Annotated in this window: 16 protein-coding genes; 7 read left to right on the top strand and 9 right to left on the bottom strand. The window is 37.6% G+C overall.

All coding sequences use genetic code 11. The annotated features are described in order from the left end of the window. Nucleotides 1-6: 6 nt before the first annotated feature. The 5 genes from BLR60_RS09325 to BLR60_RS09305 form a co-directional block, all read right to left on the bottom strand. Complete coding sequence (locus tag BLR60_RS09325) at nucleotides 7-2,058, bottom strand: TonB-dependent receptor (RefSeq protein WP_090499084.1); 2,052 nt, start codon at nucleotides 2,056-2,058, stop codon at nucleotides 7-9. Nucleotides 2,059-2,138: 80 nt separating this feature from the next. Next, nucleotides 2,139-3,458: a PQQ-dependent sugar dehydrogenase gene (locus BLR60_RS09320; RefSeq protein ID WP_090499082.1), complete on the bottom strand. Its 1,320-nt coding sequence runs from the start codon at nucleotides 3,456-3,458 to the stop codon at nucleotides 2,139-2,141. A gap of 385 nt (nucleotides 3,459-3,843) precedes the next feature. Continuing rightward, entirely contained in the window at nucleotides 3,844-4,416 is a 573-nt protein-coding gene (locus tag BLR60_RS09315) for a hypothetical protein (RefSeq protein WP_090499079.1), read from the bottom strand. Between the two features lie 266 nt (nucleotides 4,417-4,682). Beyond that, nucleotides 4,683-6,035: an ankyrin repeat domain-containing protein gene (locus BLR60_RS09310; RefSeq protein WP_090499077.1), complete on the bottom strand. Its 1,353-nt coding sequence runs from the start codon at nucleotides 6,033-6,035 to the stop codon at nucleotides 4,683-4,685. Nucleotide 6,036: 1 nt separating this feature from the next. Beyond that, nucleotides 6,037-7,239 (bottom strand): ankyrin repeat domain-containing protein, encoded by a 1,203-nt coding sequence (locus BLR60_RS09305; protein ID WP_090499075.1) that lies wholly within the window; start codon nucleotides 7,237-7,239, stop codon nucleotides 6,037-6,039. 850 nt (nucleotides 7,240-8,089) lie between these two features. Between BLR60_RS09305 and BLR60_RS09300 the strand changes: the two genes are divergently transcribed. Next, on the top strand, nucleotides 8,090-10,309 hold the full coding sequence (locus BLR60_RS09300; RefSeq protein ID WP_090499073.1) for an NADP-dependent isocitrate dehydrogenase: 2,220 nt from the start codon (nucleotides 8,090-8,092) through the stop codon (nucleotides 10,307-10,309). 309 nt (nucleotides 10,310-10,618) lie between these two features. On the opposite strand, the gene BLR60_RS09295 is transcribed toward BLR60_RS09300, so the two are convergent. After that, nucleotides 10,619-11,140: a hypothetical protein gene (locus BLR60_RS09295; protein ID WP_090499071.1), complete on the bottom strand. Its 522-nt coding sequence runs from the start codon at nucleotides 11,138-11,140 to the stop codon at nucleotides 10,619-10,621. A gap of 267 nt (nucleotides 11,141-11,407) precedes the next feature. Here BLR60_RS09295 and BLR60_RS09290 point away from each other — a divergent pair, with 267 nt between their 5' ends. Next, on the top strand, nucleotides 11,408-11,815 hold the full coding sequence (locus BLR60_RS09290) for a hypothetical protein (protein WP_090499069.1): 408 nt from the start codon (nucleotides 11,408-11,410) through the stop codon (nucleotides 11,813-11,815). Nucleotides 11,816-11,891: 76 nt separating this feature from the next. On the opposite strand, the gene BLR60_RS09285 is transcribed toward BLR60_RS09290, so the two are convergent. Continuing rightward, nucleotides 11,892-13,718, bottom strand: coding sequence for a DNA polymerase III subunit gamma/tau (locus BLR60_RS09285; protein WP_090499067.1), 1,827 nt, complete (start codon nucleotides 13,716-13,718; stop codon nucleotides 11,892-11,894). A gap of 136 nt (nucleotides 13,719-13,854) precedes the next feature. Here BLR60_RS09285 and BLR60_RS09280 point away from each other — a divergent pair, with 136 nt between their 5' ends. Next, nucleotides 13,855-14,601: a DUF3108 domain-containing protein gene (locus BLR60_RS09280; RefSeq protein WP_090499065.1), complete on the top strand. Its 747-nt coding sequence runs from the start codon at nucleotides 13,855-13,857 to the stop codon at nucleotides 14,599-14,601. Nucleotides 14,602-14,607: 6 nt separating this feature from the next. Here BLR60_RS09280 and BLR60_RS09275 read toward each other — a convergent pair whose 3' ends face one another. Continuing rightward, nucleotides 14,608-15,471 carry an AraC family transcriptional regulator gene (locus BLR60_RS09275; RefSeq protein WP_090499063.1) on the bottom strand — a complete coding sequence of 288 codons (864 nt, stop codon included), beginning with the start codon at nucleotides 15,469-15,471 and terminating at the stop codon, nucleotides 14,608-14,610. 182 nt (nucleotides 15,472-15,653) lie between these two features. Here BLR60_RS09275 and BLR60_RS09270 point away from each other — a divergent pair, with 182 nt between their 5' ends. From BLR60_RS09270 to rplI, 4 genes are all read left to right on the top strand, one after another. Further along, nucleotides 15,654-16,247, top strand: coding sequence for a hypothetical protein (locus BLR60_RS09270; protein WP_090499061.1), 594 nt, complete (start codon nucleotides 15,654-15,656; stop codon nucleotides 16,245-16,247). Nucleotides 16,248-16,487: 240 nt separating this feature from the next. Then, a complete protein-coding gene (gene rpsF / locus BLR60_RS09265) occupies nucleotides 16,488-16,844 on the top strand; it encodes a 30S ribosomal protein S6 (RefSeq protein ID WP_086545075.1) in 357 nt (118 codons plus the stop codon). After that, nucleotides 16,844-17,107, top strand: coding sequence for a 30S ribosomal protein S18 (rpsR, locus tag BLR60_RS09260; protein ID WP_010599582.1), 264 nt, complete (start codon nucleotides 16,844-16,846; stop codon nucleotides 17,105-17,107). The genes rpsF and rpsR overlap by 1 nt, the downstream gene beginning before the upstream one ends. 12 nt (nucleotides 17,108-17,119) lie before the next feature. Further along, nucleotides 17,120-17,563, top strand: a complete 444-nt coding sequence (gene rplI, locus BLR60_RS09255) for a 50S ribosomal protein L9 (protein ID WP_090499059.1) — start codon at nucleotides 17,120-17,122, stop codon at nucleotides 17,561-17,563. Between the two features lie 89 nt (nucleotides 17,564-17,652). Here the strand turns inward: rplI and BLR60_RS09250 are convergent, their stop codons facing one another. Then, the gene (locus tag BLR60_RS09250; protein ID WP_244155635.1) at nucleotides 17,653-18,855 is read right to left on the bottom strand and encodes an ATP-binding protein; all 1,203 of its coding nucleotides are present in this window, start codon (nucleotides 18,853-18,855) and stop codon (nucleotides 17,653-17,655) included. Nucleotides 18,856-19,078: the final 223 nt, after the last annotated feature.

Here is a 19,078-nt window from a genome sequence, read left to right as displayed (position 1 = left end):
TAATAATTACAATTGGATAGAAAGGCCTGTATAAAAATTAATGCCTGCAGCAGGGTTAAAATATCTTTCATTTGCAGCATTTAAGTCGTTGCCTAAACTGTATTTTGCATTAAGCAGATTGTTTACTCCTGCAAATAGGTCTAAATGGATTTTGTTGATACTTAAATTTCTGATACCCAATTTGCTTTCAACCAAATGATATCTTTTCGCAAAAACGGTATTAGCATCATTCAAAGGAATTGAAGAAGTATAATTATGTTGCACAAAAAGGTAAATAGCTTTTGGAAAGTTAAATTCTAAACTATTGATTAAAACGTTTTCTGGTACTCCGGTAAGTTTGTTGCCGCTAAACGTGCTCATGCCACTTGTAAAATTTTCAAATCTAAAATGGCTATAAGTATAACTGGTTCTCCAATTTAAACCTGTTAAAAAGGAAGCGTTATTTCTGATGATCCAAAGGGCAGTTTCCAATTCAATTCCTTGTTGTGTGGTTCCCCCTGCATTGGTAAAGTACTCGGTGTCGTTTTGATTTAACCTTCTAACAATAGCATCTTCCAAATGGTAACTGAATAGGTTTCCATTAGCGTAAAAGCGATTGTTTTTTGTTTTATAACGTAAACCCAATTCATGATTCCAGCCAAGTTCGGCCTGCAGGTCATTATTGATATTGTTATCTGATGCCCTCACTTCTGCAATAGTTGGTGGCGAATAGCCTTTGCTGATCGAAGCCCTGGCCGAAAAATTAGAAGTGATGAGATAGGATACTGCTGCCTTTGGCATAAACTGGACATCGAATTTTCTTTGTTTTGAGGCAATAACAACCGGGAAATAACTCTCATAGTCGTATCCGTAGAAATTTAAACTCGAAGCAAGCTCAATCAGGAATCTGTTTTTGATGTCGAAGTTTAACCTAAAATAAGCAAAATCCTGACTTGCCTTTAATCGGTCTGAAGCCTGCATTGCGGTAGCTTCACCGCCATTGTTATTAAAATTTTTAATCTGGCTTTTGGTGGCTGAACTTTCCAATCCGACCTGAGCGTTAAACCTTAAATCCTCTTTTACCTGTGTATAATCCAGGAAAGTTCGCAATCCAAGTGTACTTTCGTAGCGTTGCTCATAATTGGTAATAAAAGGGTTTTTGAAATCCGTATATGAGGTAAATAAAGCCACTACGTGTTTCAATCGCTTGCTGATTTGATAAGTATTTGATATTCCCCCGAAAATGGTTTTATTGTAAATAGCAGCTTGCTGCGAAATGGCCCCGGGTAATGTTGAGGTTGCCGGACGTGCAAGTTTGGGATTTTGATCTAATTGCAAAGCCGTTAATCCACCTGGTGTTTGGTACGTTAAATCACTATAGAAAGCAAAAGCCTTTAAACTACCGGCATGGCTATAATCCCATTGCTGCAATGTTTGAAAATATTTTCTATCCATTGCACTGTTTTCCCGATAACCATCACTTCTCTGATATCCTTCGCTAAAACTGAAGCGGTAATTTTTGTATTGCTGTTTGATGCATGCTGTTTGATGGAAAAGGCCATAAGAACCGCCGGTAGCTGAAAAATTAATTTCATTGCGATTTATAATGGGCGGATAAATTAAAATGGCACCACCTGTGTTCGCACCAAAAATATTGGCTTCCGGGCCTTTATAGATTTCCATCATACCTATTGCCGAAGCATCTAAAGCATTTAAGTAAGTATTTCCCCCTGCATCGGTTAGTGGAAAATCATCAATGTAAATTTTAATATTTCGTATGCCGAAAGGGGAGCGCAGTAAACTTCCGCGGAGTGATAGACGATAGCTACCTGGTGAACGTTCCTCCATTCGTAGCCCAGGTACCGTATTTAACATACTCACCAATGAACTGCCGGGGTGGTTTTTTATTATATTACTATCTATCAGGTTTACAGCAGATACTGATCTCAATAAAGTTTGGTTGTTATAATAACCTTTTACGGTAACTTCTTCGAGTTTTTTGATCGAATCGAGTTTGATGGTCTGCGCAAATGCCGTAGAAAAAAGTAAAGAAAACAGTAAGGTAAAGTTCGATTTCAAAATGTAAGAAAGTTAGTATTAAGCCACATATTAGCGAATAAAATTACTGCATATTCTATTAATCTGTGGCTAATTTTAAATTATTTCGCAGCAACTTTCCAGATTACGCCGCTAACATCGTCTGCCACTAATAAAGCGCCATCAGGTGTTAAGGTAACGCCAACCGGGCGACCATATACTTCTGCCTTATCTTTGTCGGCAATAAAACCGGTTAAAAAATCTTCTATTTTTCCACTTGGTTTTCCATCTTTAAAAGGTACAAAAGCTACTTTGTAACCAGAAATAGCCGATCGGTTCCACGAGCCGTGTTGTCCAATAAATGCGCCTCCCTGGTATTTCTGCGGAAACTTGTTGCCTTTATAGAATGCCAACCCTAAAGAGGCAGTATGTGCGCCAACTGCTACATCTGGAGCGATGGCTTTTTTAACCATTTCCAGGTTTTGGCCTTTTAAGCGGGGATCTTCATTTTGTCCATAATAGGAATACGGCCAACCGTAAAATGCACCTTGTTTAACACTTGTGATGTAGTCAGGGACCAGATCATCGCCTAATCCATCGCGTTCATTAACAGCTGTCCACAGCATATTGGTTGTTGGTGCCCAATCTATCCCAACAGGATTTCTCAAACCACTGGCATAAATTTTTTCACCGGTGCCATCAGGATTAATTTCTAAGATATTAGCTCTTCTTACCTCATTTTCCATTCCATTTTCGCCTACATTACTGCCCGATCCAACAGTTACATAAATCTTACTATTATTGGCATTGGCAATCAGGTTCCTAGTCCAGTGATTATTATAACCACCCGCCGGAAGGCTCAGGATCTTTTTACCTGTGGCAGTTATTTTGGTATCGCCGGTTTTATAAGGGTATTGCCAGATGCCATCAGTATTGGCTACATAAAATGAATTGCCGATAACCAGCATGCCAAAAGGCTGGTTCAGGCCATTTAAAAAAGTGGTTACCATTTCCGGTTTACCATCTTTATTTTCATCACGGTAGAGGAGAATGGTATTGGCACTTTTTCCCGGTACTTCAGATTTTGCTTTGCCTGTTACCGTATTGGCCACTGCCTCGACGGTACTTCTTTCCGAGTTGGAAAGTACTACCAATACATCTCCATTTGGTGTGATATAAGTACTGCGTGGGCTTTTAATGTTGGCAGCAAATTTGGTAACCACAAAGCCTTCTGGTGCAATAGGGGTTTTTCCATCTGGCCAGCCAATTACCTTGCTGAATTTGTTTTTAGCAGCATTGGTATCTGGAGCAGGTAAATCTACTGCTCCGGCTTTGGTTGTTATGGTGGTATCTTCTCCTTGTTTTTGCGAATTAGAATTGGATTGACATCCAAATAGGAAAGCGGTAGAAATTACTGATGCGTAAAAAATCTTATTTTTCATGTTAACCGGTTTTTTGATTAGGGATTTTATCTAAAAAATATAACATCGAAAAGGGAGAGAAGTTTTTACTACAAGCATAATTGCCACATCGTCAGGTAATAAAAGGAAAGCACTCTAAAGCACTTTTATAGAGAACACATATTATTTACCACGATTCTCTAGTAATAAAAGGGAAATCTTTATTAAATTTCTTTAAAATCTAGCTGCTAATTGTGAATAGGAGCCTTATCGCCTAAAAGATGATTTATATCCCTATAAAAGGAGTTAAGAAAAAGAATTTAAGCGTTTTACAGCTGCTAATTTGAAAACGTTATTAACCCGATTTATAGTATTTCAGCTAATTTTTGACTTAAATTTTATTAATCATTTTAACACCATGTTGCTGTTATCTAACCAAAGTTTCCTGTAATTTTTGCTCAATATCCTGAGCATTTAACATCAGTGCTGAAAATTGCGGATCAGATTTAACCAACAAGAACTTCCCATTAGGAAGCACAATGGCCGAAGTACCGCAAGTAGTAACCTCTTTAAATAATAATTTTTTAAGAAAATCAGAATCGGTTTCTATTTCCAAGCCTTTCGACTTAATAGGACTGAAACTTTCTCCTTTCTCCCGGTATTGGTAAATGGCAACTTGTGGTCTGGCCTCGGCTTTTTCCTGAATATTCTTTTGAAAGGCCCACCTCACATTATTCAGGAATTCTGCGTTTTGATAGTTCAGGTCATTCCAGCAGCCGTCTTTATTAAAATCATACTTAATGATAATAGTGTCTTTTAAAGTAAGCCTTTCGTTTTGTTTTAAAAAAAGATGCAGCGAATCGATCTGTGCCTCGGATAACGTACCAGCCTGATAACGTTTGTTTTCATCTACATATAATTTGGGGGAACAGGCACATACCAAGACTAAAAGAAAGAGCAGGGTAAATAACTGGAGTTTGATTTTAGAGATATTTTTCATTTTTGCGAGCATTAATATTGTTAAATAAATTTAGAACTAAAAATTTATCCGACAATATTGTTCAATACAAAATTTCGTCATCTCAACTGAAGCCCAACGGGATGGCGGCCCGTACAGGCGGGGAGAAATTCACCTTTATAGATCTCTCGACTACGTTGCACTCCGCTCGAGATGACGACGTCTATGGGAGTAATCTTTACAATTTTTAGTAGTTTATATTTTTTATGAAATAAATTTAAACTCGAATTGATGACTGCGGGATTAACTCAACCTTTCAAAATCTTCACTTTCTCCGCGTCAAATTCTTGCTGTGATAAAATTCCGGCATCTAACAACTCTTTTAAATCCAATAAGGCCTGTTTTTTAGTTGCCATATCGCTTTTGGCTACATCAAAATTAGTTTCTGTTGATGTTACATTGGTATCCTGAACTTTTGAATTTGCCGCAGAGCCATATTTCAACAGGAGTTCTGTGATTTCATTAAAACCTTTAATATTCGAATAATCGATTGCCTTTTGTTCTTTCACATTGACGATGGATGGATCGGCAGCTTGTTCGAGCAAAAACTTAACGGCATCTTTTTTACCATTTGCTGCAGCATAATGTAAAGCCGTATTTCCGCTCTCATCCTGAATATTCACATTAGCGCCTTTTTCTATCAGCAGCTTTAACATACTTAAATGCCCACTTTTAGCGGCTACATGCAGCATGCTTTCGCCTCCGTAATTGTAATTGTTATCAAAAGAGAAACTGGCCGAAATGGAAATGTTATTAGCTGTTTCTACCCACTCCAGGTAGGAATACATGGAATCATCATTACCGGAAAGTGGTTTAGCATAATTTACATCCACACCATTGGCCAAAAATAAATCGACAATTTCTTTTTGGTTATTGGCACAGGCATACCAGATTGGAGATAGGCCATTTTTTGAAGATACAAAAACGTCAGCACCATTTTCTACCAATGTTTTGGTAAGCATTCGGTTAGCATCGTAACAGGCAAGCAATAATCCCGATTCGCCAGCATGGTTGATGTGGTTAATATTGCCTCCTTTTTCAAGAATAAGCGTTACCATGGGCGTATTTTTGGATTTAACCGCGAAAATCAGCGGAGAGTCTCCATTTTTATTGGTGGTGTTGATATTGGCGCCAAAATCCAGCAGTTTTTGCACAATTTCTTTATTTCTCCAGGCCGATGCGATAAGCAGAGGCGTTTCTGCCTCGTTATTTTCATTATCAACATCCAGGCCCTTATCGAGCAACTTTTCTAAAACTTCAATCTGTCCGTTTTGGGCAGTTAAATGTAACAGACTATTGCCTTTAAGATCTTTAATGTCAACTCTGGCGCCTTTATCTAATAAATAAAGTGCAGTTTGTTTCTGTTTTTGCAAGCAGGCAAAATAAAAAGGTGTTTCACCGTTATGGTCTTCGTAATCTAAATCTGCACCCCGTTCGATTAAAATTTTCACCAGATCCAAATATCCATGATGCGCGGCATAATGTAGTGCAGTACGGCCTTTTTCGTCTGTATAACCTACTTCTACTTCATTATTGGACAATAAGAGTTCGGCTATTTTCCGTTTGCCGCTTTCGCAGGCAATAATAAATGACATCGACATATTAAGATTGTTTCATGAGTAGTTCAACAGTTTTTATTTTCAGGTTATCATCCGAAGCCAGCATCAATGCCGTTTGATCCTGATCATTAGTTAGCGTAGTATCCGCACCATTTTCGATCAGGAGTTTTACTTTTCGATAGGTTTCCTTTGCTTTTTCAGGTTCGTAATTTACATTGTATGCGCAAACTTTGTGCAGTAAAGTATTTCCCTGGTCATCAGTTCTGTTAATGTCTAACTGTCCGCTTTCTAAAACAGCCTCCAGGATACTGGCTTTTTTCTCGGCGATTACATCTAAAGGGATTTTATCTGCACCATACCAGGTACTGGGTTGATATAAATCGGCACCATCATTTAACAGTTTTTTAAGGAAGCTGATGCCGCTTTCACTTTCAGACATCATACGCGTGTATTCAAACAACAATGTTTCGCCTTTTTTGTTAACCAGATCAAACGCCGGGGAATCAAAATTGCGTAGGGTATCGTACATGTTTTCACTTTGAGCATGTGCCACTGCATAAAAGAATGCCGAATTACCATCGCGGTCGGTATGGTTCGGATCTGCGCCGTTTTCTAACAAGTATTCGATTAAATTTTTCTTGTTAGATTTTACCGCAATAATCAGAGGGGTTTCCTGTACAATATTGCCTTCATTAATATCAACACCTTCATTAAGCAAAATATCGATATACCCTTTAAGTAAATCAGTGGTTTGTTCATCATTGAGGTTATACCTGCGCAAATTGCTTTTTACTACCTGGTGGATATAGTTTTCTTCTGCATTGTTTTTAAAATTGGTGTTACATCCTGCATCGATACAAGCTTTGATTACGCCTAAACTAACGCCGTTTTCAAAAAGATAACCCAATAAAGTTTTTGTATTTACCTCATCGTTCAGGTTATCGAAGTGACCAATAAATTCGTTGAAGAAACTGATATCTTCCTCCTCGTTGCCGAGATTGCGAACAATACTCTGGAAAATACTTTTATCAAAATTGTCAAATTCATAAACGTCGGTTTCGATGGTTTTATCTTTAACCATCATATTCAGCATTTCGTATTGTTTCTCTTTAATAAGGTTGTCGAAAATAGATGATTTCTGATAATCCTGCAGGTTTTTGGAGAGTTTTTCGCCGTTTTGCATGATGCTTTTGGCTTCGTCAAATTTTCGGGCATTTAACAGTTGATCTAAGGTTATGTCGCTCATTTCAATTAAAATATTTAAGATAGATAGTTACTGGCAATTCCTGCTACAAAAGTTTAGCCAAAGAATCTTTCTAACCGAAAATTATTGGGAATATTGCAGTGAATCAGAATGACAAGGAATGTCTTGTTATAGTCTTTTTTTAGGAAAGCAATTTCAGGCTTCCATAGGTTGATTTCTTCCCGCTCTACCTCCTGCCAAGAAAAATGGCATCCGTTCGATCAGGTTTAGCCTGGTCGTTTTTCTGCTGCTATGCCAGTTTTCCGTGCCACAGACCTAGGTTTATAGCCCTGATCGGAGCGGCATCCCCGATCCTTCATCGGGATAAAGCGCAGAGCAGGAGTCAACTTTAAAAAAAGCGAATGACGTTGCGCTCCAAGTAACCGGCTATCTTAAATTTATGATTTCTGTTTTTAGAAAAGCAATAGCAGTATTCCATAGGTTGTTTTCTTCCCGCTCTACCTCCTGCCAAGAAAAATGGCATCCGTTCGATCAGGTTTAATTTACTCATTTTCTGCTACTATGCCAGTTTTTCGTGCTACAGACCTAGGTTTATAGCCCCGACCGGAGCAGCATCCCCGATCCTTCATCGGATAAAGCGAAGAGCAGGAGTAGCGCTAAAAAAGCGTATGATACTGCGCTCCATAATACAATACCGTATTCTATTATGCTCTTTTACTATTATCAATTTTCTGGCCACTGAATAAATGAATGGCTATTCCAAACCATAAATAACATTACTGTGTTCCTTAATTCATTCGATTATTTTATCTTTAGGCGATTTTAAAAAGATTGGTTTGCAATGCAATAAACCGATCGAATAATTAAACTTAATAAGCAAAATCAATATAACATGTCAAATACATCAAAAATTATCTACACCAAAACCGATGAGGCGCCAATGTTGGCAACCTACTCACTTTTACCTATCGTACAAGCTTTTACCGCTTCAGCGGGTATTGATGTAGAAACCAGAGATATTTCTTTAGCAGGAAGAATTTTGGCCAACTTTCCGGAGTATTTAAAAGACGATCAAAAAATTGGTGATGCACTGGCAGAACTTGGTACTTTAGCAACTACTCCAGAGGCAAACATTATCAAATTACCAAATATTTCTGCTTCTATCCCACAACTGGTAGGTGCAATTACTGAACTTCAGGCCCAGGGCTTTGCTATTCCAAATTATCCTGATAACGCACAGAGTGATGAAGAAAAAGAAATAAAAGCTAAATATGCCAAAGTTTTAGGCTCGGCTGTAAACCCGGTTTTACGTGAAGGTAACTCCGATCGTAGGGCACCTAAAGCGGTTAAAAACTATGCTAAACAAAACCCACACTCCATGGGTAAATGGTCTGCGGATTCGAAAACCAAAGTGGCCAGTATGACTGAAGGCGATTTTTATGGTTCAGAAAAGTCGACCACTGTTGCTGAAGCAAGTCAATTTAAAATAGAGTATGTAGCTGCAGATGGTACGGTAACCGAATTAAAAGGTTTATCGCCGCTAAAGGCAGGAGAGGTGATTGATAGCTCGGCGTTGAGCTTATCAGCTTTGAAAACATTTGTAGCTAAAGACATTGCTGAAGCCAAAGCCGCTGGTGTGTTATTATCTGCACACTTAAAGGCCACTATGATGAAAGTATCTGACCCGATTATTTTCGGAGCCATTGTTGAGGTTTATTTTGCAGATGTTTTTGCTAAATATGCCGATCTTTTCAAGGAATTGAATATTGATACCCGTAATGGTTTAGGAGATGTGTATGCTAAAATTGCGGGCAACCCTAAACAAGCTGAAGTAGAAGCTGCATTAGCCCAGGCCATTGAAAATGGTCCGGCTTTGGCCATGGTAAACTCTGATAAAGGAATTACGAACTTACATGTGCCTAGTGATGTGATTGTTGATGCTTCAATGCCGGCAATGATCCGTACTTCAGGGCAAATGTGGAACAAGGAAGGTAAACCTCAGGATACCATTGCTTTGATTCCAGACCGTTGTTATGCTGGTGTTTACACAGCAACTATTGATGACTGTAAAGCCAATGGTGCTTTTGATGTAACTACAATCGGTTCGGTACCAAATGTTGGTTTAATGGCTCAGAAAGCAGAAGAATATGGTTCGCATGATAAAACTTTCCAGGCTACAGGGGCAGGAACCATCCGCGTTACCGATGCCGATGGCAAAGTATTTTTCGATCAGAAAGTTGAAAAAGGAGATATCTTCCGCATGTGCCAAACCAAGGATGCGCCGATTCAGGATTGGGTAAAATTAGCCGTAAACAGGGCGCGTTTATCAGAAATGCCTGCAGTTTTCTGGTTAGATGAGCAAAGAGCACACGATAGAGAGATTATTGCAAAAGTAAATACTTATTTAAAAGATCACGATACTACAGGTTTAGATATCCGTATTCTGGCTCCGATCGAAGCCACTAAATTTACATTGGAGCGTATCCGCAAAGGTTTAGATACCATTTCGGTTACCGGTAACGTATTGCGTGATTATCTGACGGATTTATTTCCAATTTTAGAATTGGGAACATCTGCTAAAATGTTGTCTATCGTACCTTTAATGAATGGTGGTGGTTTATTCGAAACCGGTGCCGGTGGTTCTGCCCCAAAACATATTGAGCAGTTTATTGAGGAAGGTTATTTGCGTTGGGATTCGCTTGGGGAGTTTCTGGCACTTCAAGCTTCTTTAGAGCATTTATCGCAAACCCAGAACAATGCAAAAGCCCAGGTTTTGGCTGATGCTTTAGATGAGGCTAATGCTAAATTTTTAGCAACAGATAAATCGCCAGGTAGAAAATTAGGTACTATTGATAACCGTGGTTCTCACTTTTATTTAGCTTTATATTGGGCTGAAGCTTTGGCTGCACAAAGCAAAGATGCTGATTTACAGGCAAGATTTGTGCCATTGGCTAAAACCTTATTGGAAAACGAGGCGAAAATTAATGAAGAATTGATCGGTGCACAAGGCAAGCCTCAAAATATTGGCGGTTACTATAACCCTAACGATGACTTGGCCAGCAAAGCAATGCGTCCAAGTGAAACATTAAATACTTCTTTGGCTTCTTTGTAAGTTAATTTGAGTGGTTAACTTTAATATGCTTCTGGCAGGTAAGTTGACAACTCTTATCATATTTTAGCGTCCTGATTTAAAATCGGGACGCTTTTTTTATGATGTAGGTTTTTTAGCTTTAAAAGCTATTTGTTAGAAAGTTGATTGGGTTTGGAAAGCAAATGCAGAAGCTTTTGGGTTGAAACAGTCCCGTTCGCGATGAAGAATCGGTACATCCCGATTGATCGCCGCCTGCAACGGGCAGGAGTTTAGATAGCCAAACCAATAACGCTATGTCAACTTTAATATCCCACGCCTCGGTCTGTGTCCTTATAGAACAAAATAAAAATCATTATCATTATCAGGCCAAAAATAAATGGTAAAAAAGAAAATAGAAGAGGCAATGGTGAGAAAGAAGAGGAGAAAGGAAGTGTTATTGGCATCTTCAGTGTTGTCATAAATGATTAATCCATCTGCATTGATCTGTTGAACTTTAAAATCATTAAATATAAGATTTTTCTTTAGCGAAAGACTGAGGTTTTTGGAAGTTTTTAAACCATCATTCACGGCATCCAGTTCGTTTCTGCTATCGTGGATTTTTTCTAGTCTTTGCTTAATTTCAAATATCTGCCTGTTGTTTTTTAGTTTAAACCTTAAAACGGCAAGCTTGTTGGTATCAGCTGTGTAAGAACGGCTTCTTTGAACAATTACTGTTTCAATATCAACCATTGAATGATCTAGGGCACCATTAGTTTCTTTCGTTGATCTTTTAGAAAAAAGAATATCAACCAAAAAATAAATGGCGAAAATTAAAGTAACGAAACCTAATATTAAAGCCTTGAGGTTTTTCAATGTCGTGGCGTGTTCATTTTGATATTTTACCCTAAATCTAGTAGAATATTTTGCCTTTCAAAAATAAAATTTTGACGTTTTGCCTGCGTGAGGGATAGCAACGGAAAGCCCACAGCCCGGTTTTGCATCGGGCGAGGACTTGAAGTGTATAGCCCGACCCTTGCATAGCTTGGGACACGCCCAAATAATAAGAAAATTATAGGGCTAAAGAAAAACCTTATTTATACCGCTTTGTTATAAGAATATAAATTATAGGAGACCAATACCATGGAAATTAACGAAAATAAAGGATCGCAGGATAAAATACACAGCACTACAGAAAATAGCGAAATCAATAAAGAAAATCTCGCTTATGATGAAAGTAAGCAGAGTTACGAACTTGATGTAAAGGGAACGGATAAAGAATACGATCATCCGATGGGATATGAAACTGTTGCTGCAGGTGCAAGAGATGATGATTCTACATATGATGAGGCAAACCCTTACGTTGGTGATGAATATGCCAGAGATGAGGAGATTGCTGAAGATAATTTAGAGGAACTTGGCATGCATGTAGATAACGGAGAAAGTGTAAAACTTAGTCCGGAGGATGAAATTCTTGCCCGTACGCCAGAAGATAACCGTGATGATCTGGATGAAGAAGGTTATCCGATCAATGATGCGCCAAAAGACTAAATAACGAGTTTTCAGTTGGCGGTTTTTAGTTGCCAACTGAAAATTATAAACTGCCAACTGAGAATTGCCAAACTGATTAAGGATTAATATCTAAATTAAACCTTCTCCGCAATTCATCCAATTTCGGGTTTTTATTGACCAGATAATCATACTTTTCGCGATTACCGTAAAGCCTGTTTTCTATCTTACGCTCGGTTAACTTATAAGTAATCTCGATACCAAAATTTCTAAGTTCATTCCGTAAGAAATTTAAAAGTTCAACAGATTCTTGTTGTACCAGGTGTTCCTGAGTTTTACTCTCTACCGAAATTTCGATCAGCTCAGGTTTTAAAAGTTTTGGCGCAAAATTATTTAAGATCGTGAAAAGATTAATCTTATCGGCGGCCTTCATTTTCTGCGTAAAGGTATTCCATACTTCCAGCAAACGGTCGTAACTAAAAGGCTCCCGGGCTTCGCCGGTTGCTTTTTTCGGACCTTTATCTTCTTCTTCCTTTGCAATACGGTCAAAATCATTCAAAGACGGAATGAGCATACTGGTTGCATTGGCCTTTGGGATATTGATGCTGATGGAAGTTGTAGATGGCGGAGGAGTAGTTACCCGTGTGCTTTCTTTCGCTTTTTCTTCTACAGGAATACTAGGCGGTACAGGGGCAGTTACAACAGGTGCTGGTACGGGAATGGTCTTTTCGCTTTCGGCTGTCAGCTTTGAACTTTCAGCCTGTTCAGCTACGACATTAGTTTTTTTTTTATCCTGATCTACGTCAGTTGCTGTGTTATTAGGGCTTAAAGGCTGTTGTGCTAAATTGACGACCGACCGGATATGGCACATTTTAATTAATGCCAGTTCTACTTGTAAACGTTGGTTTTTAGAGTTTTTGTAGTTTAAATCGCAGGTGTTGGCTAAATTCAGCGCTGTTAACAGAAACGATAATTCTGTTTGCCGGCACTGATCCAGGTATTTTTGTTTGATATTTTCGCTAACTTCTAACAATTTAATGGTAGCTGCATCTTTACCTACCAATAAATTACGGAAGTGACTGGCCAAACCATTGATGAAATTGTTGCCATCAAAACCATTGTTCAAAATTTCATCAAACAGGAGCAGCGTCTGGCTAACTTCTGCTGCGGTTAAATAGGAGGTAAGCTTGAAAAAATAATCGTAATCTAAAATATTGAGGTTATCGATTACCGCCTTATAGGTTATGTTCTTGTTTGCATAACTGGCAATCTGATCGAACATCGAAAGTGCATCGCGCAATCCACCATCTGCTTTTTGTGCAATAATATGCAAACCATCAGTTTCGAAAGCAATGTTTTCGCGTTGGGCTATTTTGGATAGGTGATTGGCAATATCTTCTACCTGGATACGGTTAAAATCAAAAATCTGGCACCGTGATAAAATGGTTGGCAGGATTTTATGTTTTTCGGTAGTAGCCAGGATAAAAATAGCATAAGATGGCGGTTCTTCCAAAGTTTTCAGAAAGGCATTAAATGCACTTTGCGATAACATATGAACCTCATCAATGATATAGATTTTATACTTTCCGGCTTGTGGCGGTATTCTAACCTGCTCAATTAAACTACGGATATCATCAACAGAGTTGTTTGAAGCCGCATCTAATTCGTGTACATTAAATGAATGTCCGTTTTGGAAAGATAGGCAATTGTCGCATTGGCCGCAGGCTTCCATATCGGCTGTAGGGTTGGTACAGTTAATGGTTTTGGCCAGGATCCTTGCGCAGGTGGTTTTACCCACTCCACGTGGCCCGCAAAATAGAAATGCCTGGGCAAGCTGATTGTTTTTAATGGCGTTTTTTAACGTGCCGGTAATATGCTGCTGGCCGACAACGGTTTCGAAGGTGGCTGGGCGGTATTTACGGGCAGAAACGATAAAATTTTCCATCGGCACGAAAATAGGAAAAATTTAGGTGTTGTAAGATTGAAAAGATGGAATGTGGAAAAGTTGAAATGCCGAGATGAATAGTAAAAGATTACGTAACATTTAATAATTAAATCGGTCTAACCGTAAAACTTTATAAATGAGGAAATTAATTTTTATTAGCGCGATATTATTGTCTTTCGCAGGTACTTCGATGGCACAGGTTGACACGATAAATGCTCAAAACCATAAATTGCTGATGAGCAATCTGAAAGAGGGAAAAAACAGTTACCTGGTTTATATGACCGATTCTCTTGAAACGAAACGGACTGTCGGAGATCTATGGGAAAGAACAACCGCTTTTAAAAAAAGAGATGAAATTGATATTGTAGAATTTGGTTGGAAATGGCTCCATAACGATTCCCTTTTTGCCGCAATAACAAATATTTGTGATGTAAAAACGCTTGCACCAATTTATCATTATGCCAGTTATAAACGCAGAGATATTTTTGCCTACGATTATAAAAATGGCTTGATGCAACCATCTGATACCGTAAAAAATAATGATGCCATGAAAAAAGGTCCGGTTAAATTGGATATTCCGATCATTTCGTGGGAGCAGGATTTAGAAACCTACCCATTATTGCCAATTAAAAAGATTGGCCAGCAGTTTGATATTTCCTTTTTTGATCCCAATGAAAAATCAGCTACCTATCATCGGTATGAAGTGATGGGCAAAGATTATCTGAAATTGAATGCAGATATAACAGTTAATTGCTGGCTGCTTAAAATTAATTATAGCAAAGAAAGTTATGCCATTTTCTGGTTGACGGAGAAATCAAAAGAGGTGATTAAAATGAAAGAATATTATAAAGGTAATTACAGGATAAAAGTGAAGCAGTATTAGCATAAACTATTTCATAATTGCTTTAAGCTCGTGCCTATATTCCGAAGCGCTTTTGCCCGTAAACTCCTTAAACAATTTATTAAAATGGCTAAAGTTGTTAAAACCGCTTTCGTAAGAAATATTGGCAATGCTGGTCTGTTTTTCGGCCAAAAGTTTAGAGGCATGCACCACACGGTATTCGTTTACGAAATGTGTAAATGTTTTCTTGGTAATCTTTTTAAAATAACGGCAAAAGGAGGGGACGGTCATGCTCGCCATTTCTGCTACATCTTGTAAACTGATCTGTTCCTGAAAATGATCTTTTACATAGTTAAAAATCATATTAATCCGGTCGTTATCCTGTACCTGCATTTCCATCGAAAATCCATCGGCATTTAAAATCTTATAGTCTTTTGCATGTTCAAGCTCCTTCAATACACTAAGTAGGGATAAAAGCCTTTCAAAAGGCGGTTGATCGTCCATCGTTTCTATCCTGTTGCCTACTGCCCGCATGGTTTCAGCACCAAAGGCTATTCCGGCTTTCGATTTATCGAACAATTCTTGTATTCCTTTAATTTCTTGCAGGCCCAAAAAAATACTGCCCAAAAAATCGGGTTTCATCTGGATAACAGTTTCGTTTTTGTTTCCAGTATTGGTATCCGTAAAGCCGCAATGAGGAAGATTGCTGCCTATAAGGATCAAGTCGCCTTCGGTATAATAAGAAACGTGACTGCCGATCTGTCTTTTCCCGGCGCCGCCGTTAACAAATACCATTTCAATTTCAGGATGGTAATGCCAAAGGTGGGCCATGTTATTGGCATTTTCTACATATTTAGAATAATAAAATGAACTTCCGAAAGAAGGCTCAACAACCTCAAAGCTTGGTTTCATATTCTGATAAATTATTATACTAAAATACACTAAAAATGTGCTTTATTATGGTTTTGGTTAAAATAATTGATAATAGAAGGTAATATAGCATAGATATTGGAAAATATGCAATCAACTATCTGTCAGTTGCCTCCGTACCTTAGTGGTATCATATAATGATTAACTCTTTAAAAATATTGGTTATGAAAAAGTTCTTAAAAATCGGTTTAATAGCAGCGTTATTTTTTACTGCTACGGGTGTACACGCTAACGATGGTGATTTTACTTTAAAAGTAAAAGGTGAAAAGGAAAAATTTATCCGTTTTTCTGTAGATAAAGCAGAAAATATCAATGTATCGCTAATTGATGCGGATGATGAAGTATTGTTTGAAGAGACCATTCATGCTTCGGCTGCTTCCAGCAAAATCTATGATCTGAACGAACTTCCTGATGGAAAGTATACGCTTAAAGCAGAATCGGATGAAAAAGTTGCTAAATACAATGTAGTGATTAAAAATGGTGAAGCGATTGTTTCTGAACCAAAAGTGTCTAATATATTCAAGCCTGTTTATACTAAAAAAGATCAGGTAATTACGCTTAATGTTGAAAACCTGGATAACATTCCGGTAGAAGTTATGGTGTATAATGAATACAATGACGTGGTTTATAATGAGGTATTCAAAGATAAATCTCAACTCGTAAAAAAATTCAATATCAGCAAAACAGATTCGAAAGAATTAACCTTTGTGGTTAAGTACAATGATGATAGTTTTGTGAAAACGATACAAACATATTAAACCTTCAGCTAATTGGTATAGGGAGATTGTCGGATAGATAATCTCCTTTTTTTATGTAAAATGGTTGGTGTAGCATGGATGATGTTGTAAAACTGGTTTTTATTTCCATTTTCCATCTTCCATTTTACATGATGTCTCATAAATTCTTATTAATCATTTGATTTTAAGAAATATATTGCTATTTTTGCATCCCCGTAATATACCTCGGGATTAAAAAAATTAAAAACATAATTTATAACAATGAATCAGTACGAAACTGTTATCGTTCTAACCCCGTTGTTATCTGAAGAAGCTGCGAAAGAGGCATTAGCTAAATTCAAAGCAGTTCTAACTGATAACGGAGCCGAAATTATCCAGGAAGATAATTGGGGTTTGAGAAAATTAGCGTATCCAATTGAGAAAAAATCAAATGGATTCTTCAACTTAACTGAATACAAAGCTTCAGGAGATTTGATCGCAAAATTAGAGCTTGAATTAAAACGCGATGAGCGTGTGTTACGTTTCTTAACTATCCGTTTAGACAAACACGCTGTTGCTTACAATGAGAAAAAGCGTAGTGGTGCTTTTAACAAAAAAACTAAGGAGGTTGCAGCGTAATGGCAAGAGAACAAATACAATACGTAACAGCCCCTAAAGTAGAGGATAACCGTAAAAAATATTGCCGTTTCAAGAAAAACGGAATTAAATACATTGATTACAAGGATGCAAACTTCTTGTTGAAATTTATTAACGATCAAGGTAAATTATTACCACGCCGTTTAACCGGTACTTCGTTAAAATTCCAACGTAAAGTGGCTCAGGCCGTTAAACGTGCCCGTCATATCGGTTTGTTACCTTTCGTTGCTGATCAATTAAAATAGGAGGCTAGAGATATGGAAATTATTTTAAAACAAGATATTAAAGGCCTTGGTGAGAAAGATGATGTAGTTACAGTAAAGCCAGGTTTTGGCCGTAACTATTTAATCCCTCAAGGATTTGCAGCACTAGCTACTTCTTCTGCTAAAAAAGTATTGGCAGAAAACTTAAAGCAAGCTGCTTTTAAACAAGATAAAATTAAGAAAGATGCTGAAGGTGTTGCTGAGCGTTTAGCTGATGTTAAACTTTCAATCGGTGCTAAAGCAGGCGAAAGCGGAAAAATCTTCGGAGCGGTTAACACCATCCAGATTGCTGAAGCATTAAAAGCACAAGGCTTTGATGTAGACCGTCGTCGTATTACTTTCGAAACTGAACCTAAATTTGTTGGCGAATATGTGGCTAACTTAAACTTACACAAAGAGGTTAAAGTTCAGGTTCCTTTTGAAGTAATCGCTGAATAAGCATTCTTTAAAGAATCAATAAAAAGTCCCGATGAAAATCGGGACTTTTTTTATGGAAAATGGCCAAGGTAAGAGGATGATAGTGTGATTTACAGGAACTGATTTGTTAACCATTCGGCATATTCTGCTATGCGCGTTCCCAGGTAGTACGGAAGGTTTAATAACAGATAAGGTTTACCTGATGGTGTAATTGTTTTTTCTAGCTTAAATTCGCCTCCATATACTCTAATGGCAAAGGGATGTTCTGAGATATCTATGAATTGATGAAGTGATCTTAAGCTTCCGGTACTGCCCGATTTTATTTCAATCGGTATTACAATTTTTTTATAGGCATAAATTAAATCAACTTCTGCATCAGACTGTTTTTTTTCTCTTACCCAAAAATTGGGCTTGTGAGAAGATATGCGCTCAGTCGATATCAACTCTTGGGTAAATAAATGTGGAATAACAGCACCTTTGTATGTTGAACTTAAATCGTCTAAGGCAAGCATTTCTCCTTGGATATCCAATGAATAGTTGACTAATCCCGTATCTAAAAATTGTAGTCTCGGTGATTTTTTTAAATCAGGAATAATCGGAACCTCTGTATTTGTAGAGGGATATATTAACCGGATAATTTTTGCATCATCTAATATCCTGAAAGCCTCTCCAACCTCTCTCGATTTATAATTTGAATTGCCGAAACCTTGAAAAATAATACGCTTATCTATAAAAAGATGCGAAGTTCCCATAACGTGATTAATCGTTCTTCTCGCTGTGTCGTTTTGAGTGTATTTTTCTATATCATTTTTGTAGGTTGCCCAAATGCTTTCGTAAACAATAGGTAGATCAGAAAGGTTATGCTCTTCCAAATCAGTTTTTATTATTTCTGGCATGCCTCCAATAATGGCATATCTATGAAAGGCTTTTAATAATAATTTATGGGCAACGGCTTTTATAGGTGTTTGAAGCAGATATTTTAATAGATCATCTTTTTGGTTAGCTTGAAGGTATTCTTGAAAATTTAAAGGATATAAGTATAAAAATTCGACCCTGCCAACCGGAAAACTTTTCACTTTTTGTAATACGAACTCCAGAAGGGAACCTGCACTGATTACATGCAGTTCAGGAATTTCTTCATAAAAATACCTTAGCATTTGTATAGCTTTCGTACTTTCCTGAATTTCATCAATAAAGAGCAAAGTTTCAGCTATTTGATCAGATTGAATCCCATGTCCTAGCAATAGTGCTTCAACAATACTTTGTACATCATCAAAATCATCAAAATATTGACGGTGTGCAGGTTTCTCCAGATTAAGAAAAATAGCATTTGAGTAGCTTTTTGCAAAGCTTTTTATTAGTGTTGTTTTCCAACCTGACGTGCCCCTCTAATAATCAGAGGTTTCCTTTTTTTACTGTTTTTCCATTGATTTAAGTTTTCCTCAATAGATCGTTTAAATGCCATTTTTGATGATTTGTAACAAAGTCAACCCAAATTTATATATTTTTTGTAACAAAGTCAGGGCATTTATATTT

The organism is Pedobacter terrae (assembly GCF_900100705.1).
GTDB lineage: Bacteria > Bacteroidota > Bacteroidia > Sphingobacteriales > Sphingobacteriaceae > Pedobacter > Pedobacter terrae.
Note: the sequence above shows the minus strand (reverse complement) of the source record. Positions and strands in the feature narration are given on the sequence as shown.

What these genes read in the sequence shown, in the direction of transcription:
- BLR60_RS09320 (WP_090499082.1), bottom strand. Translation starts at nt 3,458, where the DNA reads ATGAAAAATAAGATTTTTTACGCATCAGTAATTTCTACCGCTTTCCTA.
- rpsR (WP_010599582.1), top strand. Translation starts at nt 16,844, where the DNA reads ATGGCAAGAGAACAAATACAATACGTAACAGCCCCTAAAGTAGAGGAT.
- BLR60_RS09315 (WP_090499079.1), bottom strand. Translation starts at nt 4,416, where the DNA reads ATGAAAAATATCTCTAAAATCAAACTCCAGTTATTTACCCTGCTCTTT.
- rplI (WP_090499059.1), top strand. Translation starts at nt 17,120, where the DNA reads ATGGAAATTATTTTAAAACAAGATATTAAAGGCCTTGGTGAGAAAGAT.
- BLR60_RS09270 (WP_090499061.1), top strand. Translation starts at nt 15,654, where the DNA reads ATGAAAAAGTTCTTAAAAATCGGTTTAATAGCAGCGTTATTTTTTACT.
- BLR60_RS09285 (WP_090499067.1), bottom strand. Translation starts at nt 13,718, where the DNA reads ATGGAAAATTTTATCGTTTCTGCCCGTAAATACCGCCCAGCCACCTTC.
- BLR60_RS09290 (WP_090499069.1), top strand. Translation starts at nt 11,408, where the DNA reads ATGGAAATTAACGAAAATAAAGGATCGCAGGATAAAATACACAGCACT.
- BLR60_RS09300 (WP_090499073.1), top strand. Translation starts at nt 8,090, where the DNA reads ATGTCAAATACATCAAAAATTATCTACACCAAAACCGATGAGGCGCCA.
- BLR60_RS09310 (WP_090499077.1), bottom strand. Translation starts at nt 6,035, where the DNA reads ATGTCGATGTCATTTATTATTGCCTGCGAAAGCGGCAAACGGAAAATA.
- BLR60_RS09305 (WP_090499075.1), bottom strand. Translation starts at nt 7,239, where the DNA reads ATGAGCGACATAACCTTAGATCAACTGTTAAATGCCCGAAAATTTGAC.
- BLR60_RS09275 (WP_090499063.1), bottom strand. Translation starts at nt 15,471, where the DNA reads ATGAAACCAAGCTTTGAGGTTGTTGAGCCTTCTTTCGGAAGTTCATTT.
- rpsF (WP_086545075.1), top strand. Translation starts at nt 16,488, where the DNA reads ATGAATCAGTACGAAACTGTTATCGTTCTAACCCCGTTGTTATCTGAA.
- BLR60_RS09280 (WP_090499065.1), top strand. Translation starts at nt 13,855, where the DNA reads ATGAGGAAATTAATTTTTATTAGCGCGATATTATTGTCTTTCGCAGGT.